At 72.9% G+C, this 15,854-nt stretch carries 16 protein-coding genes and 2 pseudogenes; 4 read left to right on the top strand and 14 right to left on the bottom strand.

Annotated elements, in window-relative coordinates; all coding sequences use genetic code 11:
* Positions 1-57: 57 nt before the first annotated feature.
* Positions 58-465, bottom strand: coding sequence for a DUF3224 domain-containing protein (locus ACFWA7_RS30785; RefSeq protein ID WP_385826386.1), 408 nt, complete (start codon positions 463-465; stop codon positions 58-60).
* 140 nt (positions 466-605) lie between these two features.
* Between ACFWA7_RS30785 and ACFWA7_RS30780 the strand changes: the two genes are divergently transcribed.
* Both ACFWA7_RS30780 and ACFWA7_RS30775 read left to right on the top strand, forming a co-directional pair.
* Positions 606-1,055, top strand: coding sequence for a VOC family protein (locus tag ACFWA7_RS30780; RefSeq protein WP_385542184.1), 450 nt, complete (start codon positions 606-608; stop codon positions 1,053-1,055).
* Positions 1,056-1,232: 177 nt separating this feature from the next.
* Positions 1,233-1,694 (top strand): hypothetical protein, encoded by a 462-nt coding sequence (locus tag ACFWA7_RS30775; RefSeq protein ID WP_385826384.1) that lies wholly within the window; start codon positions 1,233-1,235, stop codon positions 1,692-1,694.
* Between the two features lie 110 nt (positions 1,695-1,804).
* Here the strand turns inward: ACFWA7_RS30775 and ACFWA7_RS30770 are convergent, their stop codons facing one another.
* Positions 1,805-2,158 (bottom strand): nuclear transport factor 2 family protein, encoded by a 354-nt coding sequence (locus tag ACFWA7_RS30770; protein WP_385542186.1) that lies wholly within the window; start codon positions 2,156-2,158, stop codon positions 1,805-1,807.
* Positions 2,159-2,301: 143 nt separating this feature from the next.
* Between ACFWA7_RS30770 and ACFWA7_RS30765 the strand changes: the two genes are divergently transcribed.
* The gene (locus ACFWA7_RS30765; RefSeq protein ID WP_385826381.1) at positions 2,302-3,834 is read left to right on the top strand and encodes an SDR family oxidoreductase; all 1,533 of its coding nucleotides are present in this window, start codon (positions 2,302-2,304) and stop codon (positions 3,832-3,834) included.
* Positions 3,835-3,864: 30 nt separating this feature from the next.
* Here ACFWA7_RS30765 and ACFWA7_RS30760 read toward each other — a convergent pair.
* From ACFWA7_RS30760 to ACFWA7_RS30730, 7 genes and pseudogenes are all read right to left on the bottom strand, one after another.
* Positions 3,865-4,401, bottom strand: a pseudogene (locus ACFWA7_RS30760) (DUF2165 domain-containing protein); the annotation flags it as partial.
* A gap of 48 nt (positions 4,402-4,449) precedes the next feature.
* The gene (locus ACFWA7_RS30755) at positions 4,450-4,947 is read right to left on the bottom strand and encodes a hypothetical protein (RefSeq protein ID WP_385542190.1); all 498 of its coding nucleotides are present in this window, start codon (positions 4,945-4,947) and stop codon (positions 4,450-4,452) included.
* A gap of 132 nt (positions 4,948-5,079) precedes the next feature.
* Entirely contained in the window at positions 5,080-5,577 is a 498-nt protein-coding gene (locus ACFWA7_RS30750) for a peptidylprolyl isomerase (RefSeq protein ID WP_361378536.1), read from the bottom strand.
* A 142-nt stretch (positions 5,578-5,719) separates the two neighbouring features.
* A complete protein-coding gene (locus ACFWA7_RS30745) occupies positions 5,720-6,022 on the bottom strand; it encodes a hypothetical protein (RefSeq protein WP_385826379.1) in 303 nt (100 codons plus the stop codon).
* A gap of 103 nt (positions 6,023-6,125) precedes the next feature.
* Positions 6,126-8,375 (bottom strand): tetratricopeptide repeat protein, encoded by a 2,250-nt coding sequence (locus ACFWA7_RS30740; RefSeq protein ID WP_385826376.1) that lies wholly within the window; start codon positions 8,373-8,375, stop codon positions 6,126-6,128.
* On the bottom strand, positions 8,375-9,058 hold the full coding sequence (locus tag ACFWA7_RS30735) for a hypothetical protein (protein WP_385826374.1): 684 nt from the start codon (positions 9,056-9,058) through the stop codon (positions 8,375-8,377). The genes ACFWA7_RS30740 and ACFWA7_RS30735 overlap by 1 nt, the downstream gene beginning before the upstream one ends.
* Before the next feature lie 74 nt (positions 9,059-9,132).
* Positions 9,133-9,813: a hypothetical protein gene (locus ACFWA7_RS30730; protein WP_385826371.1), complete on the bottom strand. Its 681-nt coding sequence runs from the start codon at positions 9,811-9,813 to the stop codon at positions 9,133-9,135.
* A gap of 303 nt (positions 9,814-10,116) precedes the next feature.
* Here ACFWA7_RS30730 and ACFWA7_RS30725 point away from each other — a divergent pair, with 303 nt between their 5' ends.
* On the top strand, positions 10,117-10,872 hold the full coding sequence (locus tag ACFWA7_RS30725; protein WP_385826368.1) for a S1 family peptidase: 756 nt from the start codon (positions 10,117-10,119) through the stop codon (positions 10,870-10,872).
* 5 nt (positions 10,873-10,877) lie between these two features.
* Here ACFWA7_RS30725 and ACFWA7_RS30720 read toward each other — a convergent pair whose 3' ends face one another.
* From ACFWA7_RS30720 to ACFWA7_RS30700, 5 genes and pseudogenes are all read right to left on the bottom strand, one after another.
* The gene (locus ACFWA7_RS30720; protein ID WP_385826365.1) at positions 10,878-11,516 is read right to left on the bottom strand and encodes a maleylpyruvate isomerase N-terminal domain-containing protein; all 639 of its coding nucleotides are present in this window, start codon (positions 11,514-11,516) and stop codon (positions 10,878-10,880) included.
* A gap of 25 nt (positions 11,517-11,541) precedes the next feature.
* Positions 11,542-12,780 (bottom strand): cytochrome P450, encoded by a 1,239-nt coding sequence (locus tag ACFWA7_RS30715; RefSeq protein ID WP_385542206.1) that lies wholly within the window; start codon positions 12,778-12,780, stop codon positions 11,542-11,544.
* Entirely contained in the window at positions 12,777-13,382 is a 606-nt protein-coding gene (locus tag ACFWA7_RS30710; RefSeq protein ID WP_385542208.1) for a cupin domain-containing protein, read from the bottom strand. The genes ACFWA7_RS30715 and ACFWA7_RS30710 overlap by 4 nt, the downstream gene beginning before the upstream one ends.
* 35 nt (positions 13,383-13,417) lie before the next feature.
* On the bottom strand, positions 13,418-14,614 hold the full coding sequence (locus ACFWA7_RS30705) for a cytochrome P450 (RefSeq protein ID WP_385542264.1): 1,197 nt from the start codon (positions 14,612-14,614) through the stop codon (positions 13,418-13,420).
* 134 nt (positions 14,615-14,748) lie between these two features.
* Positions 14,749-15,787, bottom strand: a pseudogene (locus ACFWA7_RS30700) (type III polyketide synthase); the annotation flags it as partial.
* Between the last annotated feature and the right edge of the window lie 67 nt (positions 15,788-15,854).

Here is a 15,854-nt window from a genome sequence, read left to right as displayed (position 1 = left end):
GCCCGGCACGCACGATGCCGGGCACCCCCGTTCCGTCCTGTCCCACGGAACCCGCGATCAGTCGATCTCGTACTCGAACCGGATCCGATGCGTGCCGTCGGCGTCGATCGCCAGGCCGCCCGAGCCGGTGATTCCGCTCAGGGCGCCCGTGCCGCTGGACGGCACGATGACGCAGAACTCGCTCTCTCGGCCCGCACCCAGCGTGGTCGCGGAGTGCACGAAGTTGAAGGTGCCCCGCCGGTCGTGGAGCGAGCCCTCGAAGGACTCCATCGCTACGTACGTGCCGGTGGCCGCGGCCTGGTCGTACGCGGCGGTGAAGAGGGTCGAGGAGCGGCCCGTGACCTCGCCCTCGTAGTGCTTCTCCATGGTGGCGACGCCGACCGGTAGCCCGGTCTCGACGGCCGGGGTGGGGACCAGCGCCGTGGGGGTGAACCCGGTGACCTTGAATGTGCCGGAAGCTCTCATCGCGGGATCGTAAGCCACGGTCGCGGCGACCGGCAGCCGGTCGGCTCGGGGTCCGGCTCGTGATCCCCCGGACGGGGCACGACAATGAGTGTGCCGAACCGCGTACGCCCACACGGGCGTCCGACCGCTGGGAGAGCCGCGTGGCAGTCCACTGGAAACTCGTCGTCGACTGCGCTCAGCCGCTGAGCCTCGCCGCGTTCTGGGCCGAGGCCCTCGGCTACGAGGTGGAGGACCACACCGTCCTCATCGAGCGCCTGGTCGCCGCGGGCGCCGTCACCGACGAGCTGTACACGGTGGTCGACGGCCGCAAGGCCTGGCGGACCCTGGCCGCCGTGCGCCACCCCGACGACCCTGTCGAGGCGGCCTCCGGCATGGGCCTCGGCCGCCGCCTGCTGTTCCAGAGCGTTCCCGAGCCCAAGCAGGTCAAGAACCGCCTCCACATGGACCTGCACTTCGGCCCCGAACACCGCGAGGCGGAGGTGAAGCGGCTGGAGGGCCTGGGTGCGAGCGTGCTCCAGGCCGTCGTCGAGCCCGGCACCAACCATGTGGTCATGGCCGACCCGGAGGGCAACGAGTTCTGCGTCCAGTAGCCGCACGTTCGTAGCGCCGCGCCCGGTTCCGTCCCGGCCGTCCGCTGGGACAATGGCACGCGTGGCTTCGCGCTGCCCGCCGGCGTACGCGATCCGGAGCTGTGCGCCCCACCGGCCCGCTGCACGGCGATCGACCAGCGGGCGATCTCCGCGCCCGACTACCGGCCGGACGGCGAGGTGCTCACCGTCCGGCTCACCGACGCACGCGACGCCGGCTCGTACGATCTCTCACCGCTCGACCGCGTCCGGAGCGAGTGGTCGACCCGGCCGGGCCCGGACGCGATCCTGCGCACCGCGGTGGTCTTCGGGCTCGCGGGCGGCCTCGGGCTCGCCGGCGGCATCGCGGCCGGGCTGCGCCGGTGGCTGGGGGCGCCCGTCGACGTCACCCGCGGCCTCAGCCCCTCGGCGATCCAGGGAACCGACCGGGGCACCGCCCTCGCCCGCGCGCCGTCCACCCACCTGGCCGCCGTCCTCGCGGGCAGCGCTCCGCCGCGCCTCCTCGGCCTCCCGGACGCCGCGAGCATCGGTGCGTACGCGCTGATCCCCACCGGCGTGGTCACGGTGGCGATGCCTGCGTGGGGGCGCCTCGCCGTGGCCCGGCTGTGGCTGTGCGCGCGGCGCCCCCGCCCTGGCGGCTGATGGCGTTCCTGGCGAGGCCCACCGCCCGGGCGTGCTGCGGCAGGCGGGCGCCGTGTACCGGTTCCGGCACGCGCGCCTGCAGGAACGGCTCTCCTCTTCTCCCGCTCCTTCTATTCGTCCCAGGCCTGCACCAGGGTGTGCTCGACGATCTTCCCGTCCTTGAGCGACATCATCGAGTTGGCCAGCACCCGTACGCCGTCGGGGTACTCGCAGGACTCCGTGAAGGCGACGGTGTCGCCCTGGACCACGCACTGCTCCAGCTTGTGCGTCATCTCGCGGCCGTAGACGTCGTCGAGCATCTTGGAGATCTCGCCCTGGCCGTGCATGACCATCGGGTGGCTCGGCTGGGTGTTGCGGTCGACGACGCGGATCTCCGCGTCGTCCGCGTAGAGCGACAACAGAGTCTTCGCGTCGTGGCCCTCAATGCCGCGGCGCAGCGTCTCGGTGTCGAAGGCGGTGCCCATGATGACCTCCTTCAGAAGGTCGCGGCCCGCGCCTGGTGGGCCGCGAGGGGCCTACGCTTCGAGCCTCCTCCGCCGGGACGCGAACGGCAAACCGTGTGGTGTCGTGCCGCCAGGAAGAGGTGCGCGCGGGAGATCGTTGCCCGATGGCACGGCGAGCCGCGGAGGCGGGTATGAAGAGCGACGGCACCCCGGAACTCGTCCTGGTGACCGGCGCGACCGGCTACATCGGGGGCCGGCTGGTGCCCGAGCTCCTCGACGCGGGCTACCGGGTGCGCTGTCTGGCCCGTACGCCGCGCAAGCTGCGCGACCACCCGTGGGCCGGGCGGGTGGAGACCGTGCGCGGCGATGTGACGGACGCGGAGTCGGTCGGGGCGGCGCTGCGGGGCGTGGATGTGGCGTACTACCTGGTGCACTCGCTCGGCACCGGGCCGGGCTTCGAGAAGACCGACCGCTCGGCCGCCCGGATCTTCGCCGAGCAGGCAGCGGCGGCCGGGGTCCGGCGGATCGTCTACCTCGGCGGCCTCACACCCGTGGGCGTGCCGGAGGAGGACCTGTCCCCGCATCTGCGTTCCCGCGCCGAGGTCGGCAGGATCCTCCTCGACTCGCCCGTGCCGACGACCGTGCTGCGCGCCGCCGTCATCATCGGCTCCGGCTCGGCCTCGTTCGAAATACTGCGGCATCTGACCGAGCGGCTCCCGGTGATGATCACCCCGAGCTGGCTGGGCAACCGCACCCAGCCGATCGCCGTCCGGGACGTGCTGCGGTACCTCGTCGGCAGCGCCCGGATGCCCGCCGACGTCAACCGGACGTTCGACATCGGCGGCCCCGACGCGTTCACGTACGAGCAGATGATGCACCGGTACGCGGGGGTGGCGGGGCTGTCGCACCGGCTGATCCTGAAGGTGCCGATGCTGCCGCCGCGGCTGTCGAGCCAATGGATCGGCCTGGTCACACCCGTCCCCAGTGCGCTGGCCCGGCCGCTCGCCGAGTCGCTGCGCCATGAAGTGGTCTGCCACGAGCACGACATCGCGCGGTACGTGCCCGACCCGCCCGGCACGCCGATCGGCTTCGACGAGGCGATCGAGCTCGCCCTGCGCCGGATCAAGGAGGCCAACGTGGCCACCCGCTGGTCCTCGGCCGCGCTCCCCGGCGCCCCCAGCGACCCGCTGCCCACCGACCCCGACTGGGCGGGCGGCAGCCTCTACACCGACCGCCGCGAGCGCGTCGTGGACGCGTCGCCGGAGGCGCTGTGGCAGGTCATCGAGGGCATCGGCGGGGAGAACGGCTGGTACTCCTTCCCGCTCGCCTGGGCCGTGCGCGGCTGGCTGGACCGGCTGACCGGCGGAGTGGGACTGCGCCGGGGCCGCCGTGACGCCGCACGGCTGAGGGTGGGGGACTCGCTGGACTTCTGGCGCGTGGAGGAGATCACCCGGCCGCACCTGCTGCGCCTGCGCGCCGAGATGCGGCTGCCGGGGCTCGCCTGGCTGGAGATGTACGCGGAGCGCGAGCCCGACGGCCGCACCCGCTACCGCCAGCGCGCCCTGTTCCATCCGCACGGGCTGCTCGGGCACGCGTACTGGTGGAGCGTGTCGCCGTTCCACGCCGTGGTGTTCGGAGGGATGGCGCGGAACATCACGCGGGCGGCGGCGCGGGTGGAGGAGGGAACGGCGGGCTGACGTCCGGCCGGGTCGGACGCCGCCGCGCTCCTCGACCCCGGGAAGGTGGACGATGAGCAGGGTGAACGCGGCCGGCATGAAGTCGCGCATCGCCGCGTCGAGCCCGTTCCACGCCTTGGACTGCCACATCGCGAACCACTCGCCCCCGATGGCGATGAACCCGGCGCCGAAGAGCAGCAGCACCATCAGCAGCCCCGCCGTGCTCAGCCGCCGCGCCCGGGTGAAGCCACTGCTGCCCCGCAGCGCCCGCGCCCACACGACGCCCGCCGCGACGAGCACCAGGGCGGCGACCGTCTCCCAGGCGATGATCAGTACGTACGCGATGTCCTGGAGCGTCGCCGACCCGACGGCCCGCCACCTGAGGTCCGGGTCCTTGAACGTCGTGTCCATGGCCAGGACATGGCGGACGAAGGCGCGGTTGGTGTCGAAGTCGGTGATGTTCCCGAACGCCACAAGTGCCATGTAGAGCGCGACGGTTGAGGTGAGCAGGGCGGCGGCGAGGGGCAGCACGGGGAGCGCGCCCGCCCGTCGGCGGAACGAGGACCTGGGCCGGGGCCTTGGGCTCATGCCGGACTCTCCCCGGCGGGGTGGCCGGTGGAACCCGCGGCCCCGGGATCAGGTGGTGGCGGCCCGGTCCGCGATCGCGGTGATCATGAGGTCGCCCGGCCGGACGGTGTACGCGATGTCCGCGGTGGTGCCGTCGCCCCACCTCTGGGTGACGACGACGTTCGCCCCGTCCGCACCGGAGGACGTGAACGTCCACGTGGAGGGGACGTTCGGGGCGCGGAACACCGGGTCCTGGCCGGTGTGTGCGGCCGTCCACGCGTCGAGTGCCTGGTTCAGCTCCTTGGTGAGGAACCTGGTCCGCACGTCGGCCGGGGTCGCGTCCTCGGTCGTGCCGAGGCGCGCGTTGCGGTAGGCGATGAAGAACGCCTCGACCTGGTCCTGTGCGGCGAGGGCGGGCGCGGGCGCGCTCACCGGGGCGGGTACCGGGGTGGGGTCGGCGGCGACGGGCCCGGCGCCCAGAAGGCCGAGCAGCGCTGCGGCCGCCGAGACAGCGACGGCGTGGGCCCGCGTACGACCAGCGGTGTGGATGCGCGTACGAATGATCATGCCGTCGAGTCAAACACCGATCACGCGGGACCGGGATCGCCCACTCGGGTGGCGCCGCCGGGCGCCGAGGGGCTCACGCAGGACGTGTGCCCCTCGGACCGCCGTCGGCGGGCAGCAGACGGAAGGAGACCGTCAGAGCTGGCCGGACTCGGCGATGGTGACCTTCGCCTTGGTCTTGCCGCTCTGCGAGCCGAGGCCCTCGATCTTCTTCACGAGCTTCATGCTGTCCTCGTCCGCGACCTCGCCGAAGACGACGTGCTTGCCGTCCAGCCAGCCGGTCACGACGGTGGTGATGAAGAACTGCGAGCCGTTGCTGTTCGGGCCCGCGTTGGCCATGGACAGCAGGCCCGGCCGGTCGTGCTTGAGCGTGAAGTTCTCGTCGGCGAACTTCTCGCCGTAGATGCTCTTGCCGCCGGTGCCGTTGCCCCGGGTGAAGTCGCCGCCCTGGAGCATGAACTCGGGGATCACGCGGTGGAAGGAGGAGCCGGCGAAGCCGAAGCCCTTCTCGCCCGTGGCGAGCGCGCGGAAGTTCTCCGCCGTCTTGGGAACCACGTCGTCGAACAGGTTGAAGTTGATCCGCCCGGCGGGCTCGTCGTTGATGGTGATGTCGAAGTAGACCTTGGTCGTCATGCCCCCATCCTGACATCCCGTCCGGCAAACCCGCTCTTCGGGCACCCTTTGCGAGGATTCGGGCGCTGAATACGGGCCGGACCGCCGCCCGGTCGGCGGCCGGGCAGGACGCCGGTTCGGTGGTCGGCGGCGGCCGTCCGCGTCAGCCGTCGGGGTTGGCCTCCCAGCAGGTGAGCTCCATCTCGTCGAGGTACGCCTCGTGGGCCTTGCCGGTCAGACGCGCGTTCGACTCGATCCCGACCGCCGTCCACCCTGCCATGCTCATGATGAGAACCCGAAGCCCGTCGGAGCCGTACTCCGCCAGCACCGCGTCGGCCGCCCGCAGCGCCTCCTCGGGCACCCGCTCCGCGGGTTCTAGGCCGACGACCGTCCTCAGCAGGTCGATGGTGACGCGGGTGATCTCCGGTGCGATGGCCCGTAACCGCCGCTCCTCGTCCTTGTCCACGCGCCTCTCCTCGCTGGTGCACAGCGGAACGACAGGGCCGTTCCCAGCGAGCCGGACGGACAAGCCAACTCACCGGACGGGCGGTTGGATTGAGCCGCCCCTGTCAGCGGGGCCGCGGCCCGAGCGCCCTCAGCCGCCGGTCGGCCGCATCGGCCGCCACGACCTCTCCCGCCTCCCTGTGGAGACGGGCGCAGTCCTCCAGCACCCGGCCGTACGGCTGCTCGTACGCCGCCGCGTCCTGGCCGTGCAGCCGCTCGTAGGCGTCGACCGCCAGCGCGCAGGCCGCGAGCGCGTCCGTGTTGTCGGGGCGCGTCCGGTCGTAGAGCCCACCCGCGAGGCGGTGCAGCGCGTCCGCCGCCGTGCGCAGCCGCTCCTCCGGGGTCCGCTCGTCCTCGACGGCGATCCGCAGCCAGTGCAGACAGCCGTCGAGGTCGTCGTGGTCGTTCATGGCCACCTGCGCGATCCGCAGCACCGCCTCGATATGACCGGCCCGCGCGGCGGCGGTCCACCAGCGCTCGGCCCCCGACCGGTCGCCCTTCTCGTCCAGGAGGCAGGCCAGTTGGTACGCGGAGAGCGCCTCGCCCGAGTCGGCGGCCTGGACGAGCGCGTAGCCGAAGCCGCTCTCCGTGGGCATGTGGGAGCCGGTGAAGTTCTCCGGGTCGCCGAGTCGCCCGGCAGCCTGCCGCCACCAGCGTTCGGCCTCGTCGGTGCGGCCGGCCCGGGCCAGGAGCACGCCGAAGTAGTAGGCGCCCTGGCTGTTGCCCCGCTCGGCGGACTCGCGCCACCAGCGCTCGGCCTCCCTCAGGTCGCCGGCCTCGTGCCGCAGGAAGCCGAGGTGGACGGCGGCCCCCGCGTTGCCCGCCTCGGCCGCGCGGACCCACAGCGCCTCGGCCTCGGCGGTGCGGCCCTGCCGGTTGAGCAGGACCGCGAGGTTCTGTGCCGCGTTGGGCTGGCCGTTGTCGGCGGCGAGCTTCCACAGCGTCTCGGCCTGGGCGTCGTCGCCCCGTCCGGCCATGAGCGCGCCGAGCCCGTCGACCGCCGTCCAGTCGCCCTCGTCCATGGCCCGCCGGTACCAGCGCTCGGCCCGGTCCGTGTCGCCGCGCTGGAGCGCCGCCACGCCCAGGTTGTTGAGGGCCGCCGGGAACCGGTGCTCGGCCGCGACTTCGTACCACCGCTCCGCGCCCGCGAGGTCGCCCTGCTCGTGCAGCAACTTGCCGAGCGCGAAGGCGCCGTGGCCGCTGCCCGCCTCGGCTGCCGCCCGGTAGGCGTGCGCCGCCTCGCGCATCCGGCCCGCCGCCAGGTGCCGGTCGCCCGTCTCCCGGTGGCGCAGGCCCTCGCGGGGCTCCGGGTCCGGGGCGGAGCGCGAGCGGCCGCGTATGATGCCGGCACCGTCGGACGAGATATGGGCCGCGATCTCGAAGAAGCGCCGCGTCTCGCCATCCTGCCCGGCATGGCCGTCCGGGGCGGACGGGTCCCAGTGGTCCGGGAAGAGGTCGTGCACGGGCGTGCTGGTACGGCCGCCGCCCGGGTGGTGGGCCGACGTACCGCTGGTGGCGGTGACGGTCAGGTCCCAGCTGGGTGTGCACGTACGGTCGCCGCACACGATCTCGGCCTCCAGTCGCCAGTGCACCCAGTATCCCGACTCGGTGACCGGGGCGAGGACGAGCCGGACGCTCGCGCCGCCGGAAACGGTCAGCGGGAGCGACGGCGTGTCGTCGTCGACGGGGGTCACAGCTGCGGGGTCGTCGTCGAGCCGCACCTCCAGGTGCGGGCGCTCCAGCGGTTCGAACGCCTCCACCGAGCGCTGGATCGACTCCAGCAGGTCCGGGCTGTACACCATGTCCGGCACCCGGCGGTGAGCCATGCTGATGCCGTCCGCGACGAGCGAGGCGTGCCGGGTGGCCCGAGCCTCCAGCCGTACGAGAGTGACGTCGGACGGGCCGTCGGCGGTCAGCGCGAACACCAGGTTGTGGCCGCTGAGCGGGATGTGGACGCCTTCGCCGCCCGGGCCGGAGCCGGGCGGCCCCATCACGGCGAGGTGGGTGCGCGTCGTCACGTTCACCGTGTACGGCACGTCGTCGGGGAGGCCGTTCGCGGGCACCCCCCGGACGGGCCGCTGCATCGCGTACACCGCCGCGCCGCCCCTGTCGGGTGCGGGCCGGACGGCCGGGGAGGGGCGCGTGGGCGGCGCGGTCCGCCGCAGGGTCAGCGCCCCCGAGGCGACGGACACCGCGACGACGGCCGCCCACGCGGGCCAGGCGTGGGTTCCGCCCGCGAGCAGGACCACCCCGCCCAGGACGAGCGGGGGGAGGGTGGTGAGGGCCGCGCCGCGCAGCGCGGGTGCCGACGCCATCAGAGGGCCGGGCGGGCGTGGCGGGCGGCGGTACGGAAGGGGTGTCCGTCGAGGTCCACGCGGACGCTCCCGGTCCGGCCCGCGCAGGACCAGTCCAGCCACAGCACCCACTGGACGTCACCGGCCTCGGTCCTGACCTCCAGGTCCAGCACCTCCACCTCGTCCTGGCCGACTTGGTAGGGGAAGTCGCTGGTGGCGAGCGGGCGTACGCGCGGCGGCTCGGCGTCGAGCAGCACCTCGAACCGCCGCACGGGGACCTCCGCCGCGTGCCGGGAGAGGTCGCCGGAGCGGTCCGCCCGCGCGATCACCTCGACGCGCAGGTCCGTCAGCACCACGGGCAGGGGCCCGGCCCCGGTGGCGACCAGCCGGACCGTGTGCCCGCTGGCCGGAATCTCGACGACCCGCACGCCGTCGTCGAGCACCACGTAGTCCTGGTTCCTGACGCGCGTCGAGACGAGGACCGGGACCGTGGTGACGGAGTCCTGCCGGTCCCTGCGCCGCGCCAGACGGTCGCTGAACTGCCGGGGCAGGTCCTGGCTCAGATACGCGGCGGCGGCCGCGGCCGCCACTCCGCCGGACCACGACAGGGCTCCGCCAGGGGCCCAGAGCAGGACCGCGCCCACCGCGGCCGCGCCCGTGCCACCGATCATCCAGGCACGACCGCGCGCCCCACGTATCGCCATCGCACCCCGTCCCGGACCGTCCATACGGATTCGCCCGCACAAGGTATCCGTGGAACGGACGACTTGTCAGACAGTCAGTGATTCAACTCGGCCTTGACGTCGGCGACTTGGGGGCCGGAGTCCCTGGCGGGCATGCTCCAGCGGTCGGAGGAGTCCGTTCCGTCGGTGTGGATGAGCTTTCCGCCCCTGGTCTGGGCGGGGGTGAGGTCGAAGACCTTGGCACGCAGCCGGCGGGCGCCGGGCTCGATGGCGCCGGAGTGCCGGTACGTGCCGAGGGCGACCCGCGCGGCGTTGCCCGCGCCCTCCGCGACCAGCCTGCCGTTCGGCGCGATCCAGTGCCAGCCGCCGCCCTCGGCGAGCGCGGTCTCGGCGGCCGGGTTGGCGCTGAGCGACTTCTCGCCCATGGTCACGACGGCGAACGTGCCGTACTTCGACGTCTGCCCGCCCGCGTCCTTGAGGTACACGACGGTCATCGGCGTGATCTCCAGGATGCCCACGGTGTCGGCGCCCACCGTCCGCGACGGCTCGCCCAGGGCCTGCGCGACCGCGCCGGAGGACGGGTCGCTACCGGCGTCGCCGGGCCCATCGGTGGGCGCGGTCGTGGGCGGCTGGGTGCCAGGCGGCTGAGTGGTGGCTGCCTGAGTGGTGGGTGCCTGGCCGGACGGCGACCCGGCGCCGGAGTCGTTCTGGCAGGCCGTCAGGGAGAGGCAGGCGACAGCGGTGGCGGTAGCGGCGGCGAGCAGGGTCCTGCGCATGGATTCCCCCCGGAGGTCTGGTACGCACAGTGAACGTACCGTCACACACCGGATGCCGGGGGCGCGGTCACCGGACCGGGACGAAGGGGGACCGAGCCGGTGAAGAAGTCCATGCGGGCGGGGCCTGCGGTCCGCATCCCAGCCCCGCGTTCCAGGAACCGGCGTTCGTGCAGGTCAGGGTGGCGGGAACGTTCCAGCGTCCCCAACTCGCCGTGGGAGCTGGCAGGTGGGACGGGTGGGCGGCGAGTGTGTGGCCGCGGGGTCGGTCGGCCCCGCTTCCTCCCTGACGAATGCGAGAACACGATGTTGAAGAAGACGAGCCGGGCCGTTGTGGGTGCGGTCGTGGCCGCCGCCGGGCTGGTGGCGGCGGGCGCCGTTCCGGCCTCCGCCGTGCACGGAGGGAAGACCGTGAGCGGTACGCCTTCGTTCGCGGTGGTTCTGGAGAACCCCGACGGGTCGCAGTGGTGCGGCGGCACGCTGATCGCCCCGGACAAGGTCCTGACCGCGGGGCACTGCCTGATGAACGCGGCGGAACCCAGGTCGCTGCTCGTGGTCGGCGGCCGGTCCGGCCTGTCCTCCACAGGCGGACAGGTGCGCCACATCGCCAAGTTCAAGGTCGCGCCCGATTTCAACTGGAACCTGGATCACGACGCGGCCGTCATCACCCTGGACAAGCCGCTCCCGTACAAGCCGCTGCCGCTCGCGAAGAAGACGGACACCGCGCTGTACCGCGACGGCCGTACGGCCACCGTGTACGGGTGGGGCATGACCGGCCCCGGTGTCCTCGGCACCAAGCTCAAGCAGGCCACGCTCACTCTCGCCCCGCAGGACTCCTGCGCCCCGTTCACCGACCCCGGCGACACCCGCGACCTCCGGGTCTGCGGTCTGCCGCGCACCGGCACCACCGACAGCATCTGCTCGGGGGACTCGGGCGGCCCGCTGGTCGCGGACGGCAAGCTGATCGGCATCGTCTCGACCGGCAACAAGTACTGCGACACCCAGTACCCGCTCTCCGTGTTCACCAAGGTCAGCACGGTGGCCCCGGAGCTCGGACTGTAGGGGCCTCAGAACGCGGCGATCGTGCGGGGCGCCCGCTCCGCACGGCTCAACGCCCGTAGCACCGCGGTGGGGCCGTGGCGGCGCACGGCCAGGCGCGAGAGCAGATCGACGACGGTCTCGACGGCGCTCGGCGCGAGCCGCGGCGGGGAGATGCCCGCGCTCACCGCCAAGTCGTCGCCGTGCACCGCGATTTCCATCATCCGGGTGGTCAGGAAGTCGTCGAGCAGCAGCGACCACGGGCCCCAGAGCGGAATGCGGACCGGCCGGTTCTCCGCAGCGGCCAGCGTGGCCGTGAGTTCGGTGACGGCCGCCTCCACCCGGTCCGCCAGCGCCGCGGCGCCGTCGGCGCCCGCGCTCTCGCCGCCCTGCCGGATCCGTACGCTGATCTCGTCGTCGAGACCCGCCCCGATCCACTCCACCCGCTCGTAGTGCCCGAGCAGGGGGACCGTGGGCTCGGGCGGTGCGGGTGCGGCCAGCGCGGGCGGGATCGAGAGGACCTGGTAGGCGAGATGGCCCGCCAGTCCGCCCACGCTGAACTCCGCGAGCGCGCTCGGCCCCGGCCACGCGGCGGCGACCGCAGGGTCGCGCAGCAGATCGGGGACCGAGCCTGCCAGGGCGAGGAAGTCGTGCCGGAGGGAGGTCATCCCGGTACGATCCCGCCCCAGGCCCTCACCAGGCAAGCGGCAGCGTCTGGGGGCCCCGGTTGATCGAGCCCCGGCGCCACCGCACCTGCTCCGGCGCGATCGCCAGCCGCAGGTCAGGGGCCATGCGCAGCAGCGTGGACAGGATCACCTCCGACTCCATCCGGGTCACCGCCGCCCCGAGGCAGTAGTGCGCGCCGTGCCCGAAGGCGAGGTTGGGGGACTCGTCGCGGGTCAGCTCGAAGCGGTCCGGGTCGGTGAACACCTCCGGGTCGCGGTTGGCGGCCAGATAGGAGACGTACACGGCCTCCCCGGCACGGATGAGCACATCGCCCACCGGCACGTCCTCGGTGGCGATCCGCGGCAGCCCCACGCCGTTGCGCTGCGGGATGAACCGCAGCAACTCCTCGATGGCGGTGGGCAGCAGCTCCGGGTCCGCCCGCAGCCGCGCGAGCTGCTCGGGGTGCGTGAGCAGCGTGTACACCATCGTGGAGCACTGGTTGCGGACCTGGTCGAGGGCGTTGAGGACGATCATCACGGCCAGCGAGATCAGCTCGGGACGGCTGAGCGCGCCCTCGGCCTGCGCCAGCGACAGCTCGCTGAAGAGGTCGTCGCCCGGGTGGTCGAGGCGGTGGTCCGCGAGCGTCCTGAAGTACCCGGCGATCTCGGCCTTGACCGCGTTGCTCTCCTCCAGGGAGTGGTCGCTGGAGAGGATGACGCCCCGCCAGGCCTGGAGCCGGCCGAGGTCGGACTCCGGCACACCGAGCAGCTTCCCGATCACCTGCTCCGGCATCGGGCCGGTCACCCACTCCGTGAGGTCGGCGGGCGGCCCCTGCGCCAGCATCTCCCCGACCAGCCGCTCCGCGATCGCCTCCGCCTCCACCCTGAGCACCGCGACCCGCTTGCGGTTGAAGGTCTGCGCGAGGAGCCGCCGGAGCCGGGTGTGGTCGGGCGGGTCGGTGCGGCCGATGCCTCCGGCGGGGGCCACGACGTGCGGGGTCATGCTGGTCACCGGCCGGTCGACGGTCAGCGCCCGGCTGAACCGCGCGTCCGAGGTGACCTCCTTGATGTCCTGGTACCGGGTCACCAGCCAGGCGTGCCCGTCCCCGAACCGCATCCGCACCAGTGCGACCGGCTCCTCGCGCAGCAGCCGGTGCAGCAGCGGGTCGAACTCCAGCGCGTCCAGGTGCTCCACCGGCCAGAAGTGCTCGGTGGCCTCGCCGGAGGTGCGCCGGCGCAGCTCGTCGATGCGTACGTCCTCGCTCATGACGTCACCCGCGCATTCGCCACCGGGGCCTGCGCGTCCGCCACCGGAGCCTGTACGGGAGGCGAGTGCCGCAGCGGGGTGAGCTGCTCGATGTCGTACCGGACGCGCAGCTCCTGCACGGCCGCCGGGTCGATCCCGCCCCCGCTGTTGAGCAGTTCGAGCAGCTCCTCGAAGTACCGCTCGTGGTCCGGGGGAGGGGCGGCCTGGAACAGCATCCTGGCGGGGCGGCCGGTCGGGTTCGCGAAGGCGTGCGGGCAGCCGGGCGGCACCAGGATCATCGTCCCCGCCGTCGCCCGCAGGTGGCGCTGGCCGGAGGGCGACTCCCACTCCCGCCAGTCGTCGAGGGTGCGCACCTTCGGCTCGAAGGCCATCACGTCCAGCTCGCCCTCCAGGAGGTAGAACAGCTCCTCGCTGCGGCTGTGGGCGTGCGCGCCGACGTCGAAGCCCGGCGGCACCACCACCTCGAAGGTGGAGGCGACGGTCGAGTGCGCGCCGGTGACCTTGAAGGTCACCTGCTGGGCGGCGGCCCTGAGGGTCCGGCCGCCGCCGGGCGGGATCACCAGGCCGTCGGTCGGGCGGGTGTACGGGTCGAGGTCGTCCACGGCTCTCTCCTCTCGGTACGGGGCCTGACGCCCCGTCACCACTGCACCGGCAGTTCCCTGGGCCCGCGGATCAGCGCCCCGCGCTCCCACACCAGCTCCTCCTCCGGCACGGCGAGCCGCAGGCCGGGGAAGCGGTCCCACAGCGAGCGCAGCAGGATCTCGGACTCCATCCGGGCCAGCGTGGCGCCGGGGCAGTAGTGCGGGCCGTGCCCGAAGGCGACATGCGGGTTGTGGGTCCGGTCGAAGTCGAGCTGCTCCGGATCGGCGAAGACCTGCGGGTCGCGGTTGGCCGTCAGATACGAGACGTAGACGGGGTCGCCCGCCGGGATCAGCACCCCGCCCACCTCGACGTCCTCAAGGGCGATCCGCGACAGGCCCACGGCGTTGCGGTGCGGGATGTAGCGCAGCAGCTCCTCCACGGCCTGCGGGAGGAGCTCCGGCTCGGCGCGCAGCCGGGCCAGGTGCCCGGGCCGGGTGAGCAGCGCGTACACCATGTTCGCGCTGTTGTTGCGCACCGCGTGCGCGCCGCCGATCTGGATCAGCACGGCGAGCCCGACGGCCTCGTCCTGGTCCAGCACCTCGTTCTCCAGGGCGCCCGCCAGCACACCCGCCAGATCCTCCTCGGGCTCCGCCCTGCGCCGCTCGATGAGATCGCGGAAGTACTCGGCCATCTCCGCCTTGGCCTGCTCGCTGGCCTCGCGGCCGCGCGCGGCGGAGATGATGGTGTCCGACCAGTGCGCCATCCGGGACTGGTCCTCGTCCGGCACCCCCATCAGCGCGCACACCATGGCGAGCGGGAAGGGCCGGTTGAGGTGGGCCATGAGATCGAGCGGCCCGCCCTGGCCCTCCATCCGGTCGAGGAGGCGGTCCGCCACCCGCTGGGCGTGTTCGTGGAGCCGGCGCATCGACCGGGCGGTGAAGGCGCTGGCGACCACGCGCCGCATCCGGGTGTGGTCCGGCGGGTCGGCGAACCCGACGGCCCCGTCCATCGGGATGAAGTGCGGGGCCAGCCTGGTGACCTGGCGTCCCATCACGGCCTGACGGCTGAAGCGGGGGTCGACGGAGACGAACCGCACGTCGTCGTAGCGGGTCGCCAGCCAGGCGTGGCCCTCGCCGTTGGGCAGCTTCACCCGGGCGACCGGCTCCTCGTGCAGCAGCCGCGCGAGCAGCGGGTCGAAGGCGAGGCCGGGCAGGTCCGGCGGCGCCCAGAAGTGGATCTGTGGTTCGGCCATGGCGTTCTCGCCTCCTGGCTGGGGGGTACGGGGGCAGGCGGCCGCGTCCGGCACGACGGCCGTCTTCGGTACGACCACCTTCGGTACGGCCGATTCCTGCGGCGCCGCGGCCTTCCTCGGTACGGCCGGGACGGTCCAGTGCCCAAGGGCCACCTCGGCGGTGATGCCCGGGCCGAACCCGGCGATCAGGCCCTTGGCCTGGTGCTCCACACCGCCCTCGTCGAACAGCCGCCCGAGCGCGTCGAGGACGACGGCGCTGGCGATGTTCCCGTACTCGGTGAGCGTGGCGCGGCTGAACCGGAACGCCTCCGGCGGTACGCCGAGGTACTTGCAGAGGTCGTCCAGGATGCGCGGTCCGCCCGCGTGGACGATGTAGAAGTCCAGGGTGGAGGCGTTCCAGCCATGCTGGTCGGCGAGCCGGCTGAGGACGGGTGCCAGCGCCTCCATCGTGCCCGGGACCCGCTTGTCGAGCAGGAAGTGGAATCCGGTCTCGCGCACCGCGTACGCGATCCAGTCCTCGGTCCCCGGTACGAGGTACGAGCCGTTGCGCTCCAGCCGGATCCCGGTGCCGCCCGAGCCCCGGACGACGGCGGCGGCCACGGCGTCGCCGAACAGCCCGTTGGACAGCAGCGTGCCGACGCCCAGGTCGGTCGGCTGATAGCTCAGCGAGCAGAACTCGCAGGCCACGATCAGTACGTTGGCCTCGGGATAGGCGGTGCAGAAGTCGTGCGCGCGGTTGATCGCGCTGCCGCCCGCCGCGCAGCCGAGCTGGGCGATCGGGACCTGGCGGGTCTCTGGCCGAAAACCCATGCTGTTGATCAACCAGGCCGTCAGGGACGGCATCATGAACCCCGTGCACGACACATAGACGATCAGATCGATGTCGCGCGGCGACAGCTCGGCGGTCTCCAGCGCCTGCCGCACCACCTGCGGCACCCGTGCCTTGGCCTCCGCCTCGTACAGCTTGTTCCGCACCTCGAAGCCCGGGTGCCGCAGGGTGTCCTCAAGCGGCTGGACGATGTGCCGTTTGGCCACTCCGGTGTTCTCGATCAGGCGTAGCGCGAGCGCGAGCTGGGGATGGTCGGCGTGAACGGTGCGCACCAGGTCGAGGGTCTGCTCTGACGTGATCACGTGCTCGGGCACGGCGACGGCAGGTCGGCACAAGACAGCCATGGGCGGAACATCCTGAGGGGGTAGACGGCGCCCGGTCTCGTGACGGGGGACGGGCGGGCTGCCGGAC

Source organism: Streptomyces sp. NPDC059994, assembly GCF_042737755.1.
Lineage (GTDB): Bacteria > Actinomycetota > Actinomycetes > Streptomycetales > Streptomycetaceae > Streptomyces.
The sequence above is the reverse complement of the archived record's forward strand: the minus strand, read 5'-3'. Positions and strand labels throughout refer to the sequence as shown.

Bases quoted from the DNA above. Each gene is read 5' to 3' on its own strand.
- ACFWA7_RS30785 (WP_385826386.1), bottom strand. From the start codon at position 465: ATGAGAGCTTCCGGCACATTCAAGGTCACCGGGTTCACCCCCACGGCG.
- ACFWA7_RS30770 (WP_385542186.1), bottom strand. From the start codon at position 2,158: ATGGGCACCGCCTTCGACACCGAGACGCTGCGCCGCGGCATTGAGGGC.
- ACFWA7_RS30740 (WP_385826376.1), bottom strand. From the start codon at position 8,375: ATGGCGTCGGCACCCGCGCTGCGCGGCGCGGCCCTCACCACCCTCCCC.
- ACFWA7_RS30725 (WP_385826368.1), top strand. From the start codon at position 10,117: ATGTTGAAGAAGACGAGCCGGGCCGTTGTGGGTGCGGTCGTGGCCGCC.
- ACFWA7_RS30750 (WP_361378536.1), bottom strand. From the start codon at position 5,577: ATGACGACCAAGGTCTACTTCGACATCACCATCAACGACGAGCCCGCC.
- ACFWA7_RS30720 (WP_385826365.1), bottom strand. From the start codon at position 11,516: ATGACCTCCCTCCGGCACGACTTCCTCGCCCTGGCAGGCTCGGTCCCC.
- ACFWA7_RS30705 (WP_385542264.1), bottom strand. From the start codon at position 14,614: ATGGCCGAACCACAGATCCACTTCTGGGCGCCGCCGGACCTGCCCGGC.
- ACFWA7_RS30730 (WP_385826371.1), bottom strand. From the start codon at position 9,813: ATGCGCAGGACCCTGCTCGCCGCCGCTACCGCCACCGCTGTCGCCTGC.
- ACFWA7_RS30735 (WP_385826374.1), bottom strand. From the start codon at position 9,058: ATGGCGATACGTGGGGCGCGCGGTCGTGCCTGGATGATCGGTGGCACG.
- ACFWA7_RS30755 (WP_385542190.1), bottom strand. From the start codon at position 4,947: ATGATCATTCGTACGCGCATCCACACCGCTGGTCGTACGCGGGCCCAC.
- ACFWA7_RS30765 (WP_385826381.1), top strand. From the start codon at position 2,302: ATGGCACGGCGAGCCGCGGAGGCGGGTATGAAGAGCGACGGCACCCCG.
- ACFWA7_RS30715 (WP_385542206.1), bottom strand. From the start codon at position 12,780: ATGAGCGAGGACGTACGCATCGACGAGCTGCGCCGGCGCACCTCCGGC.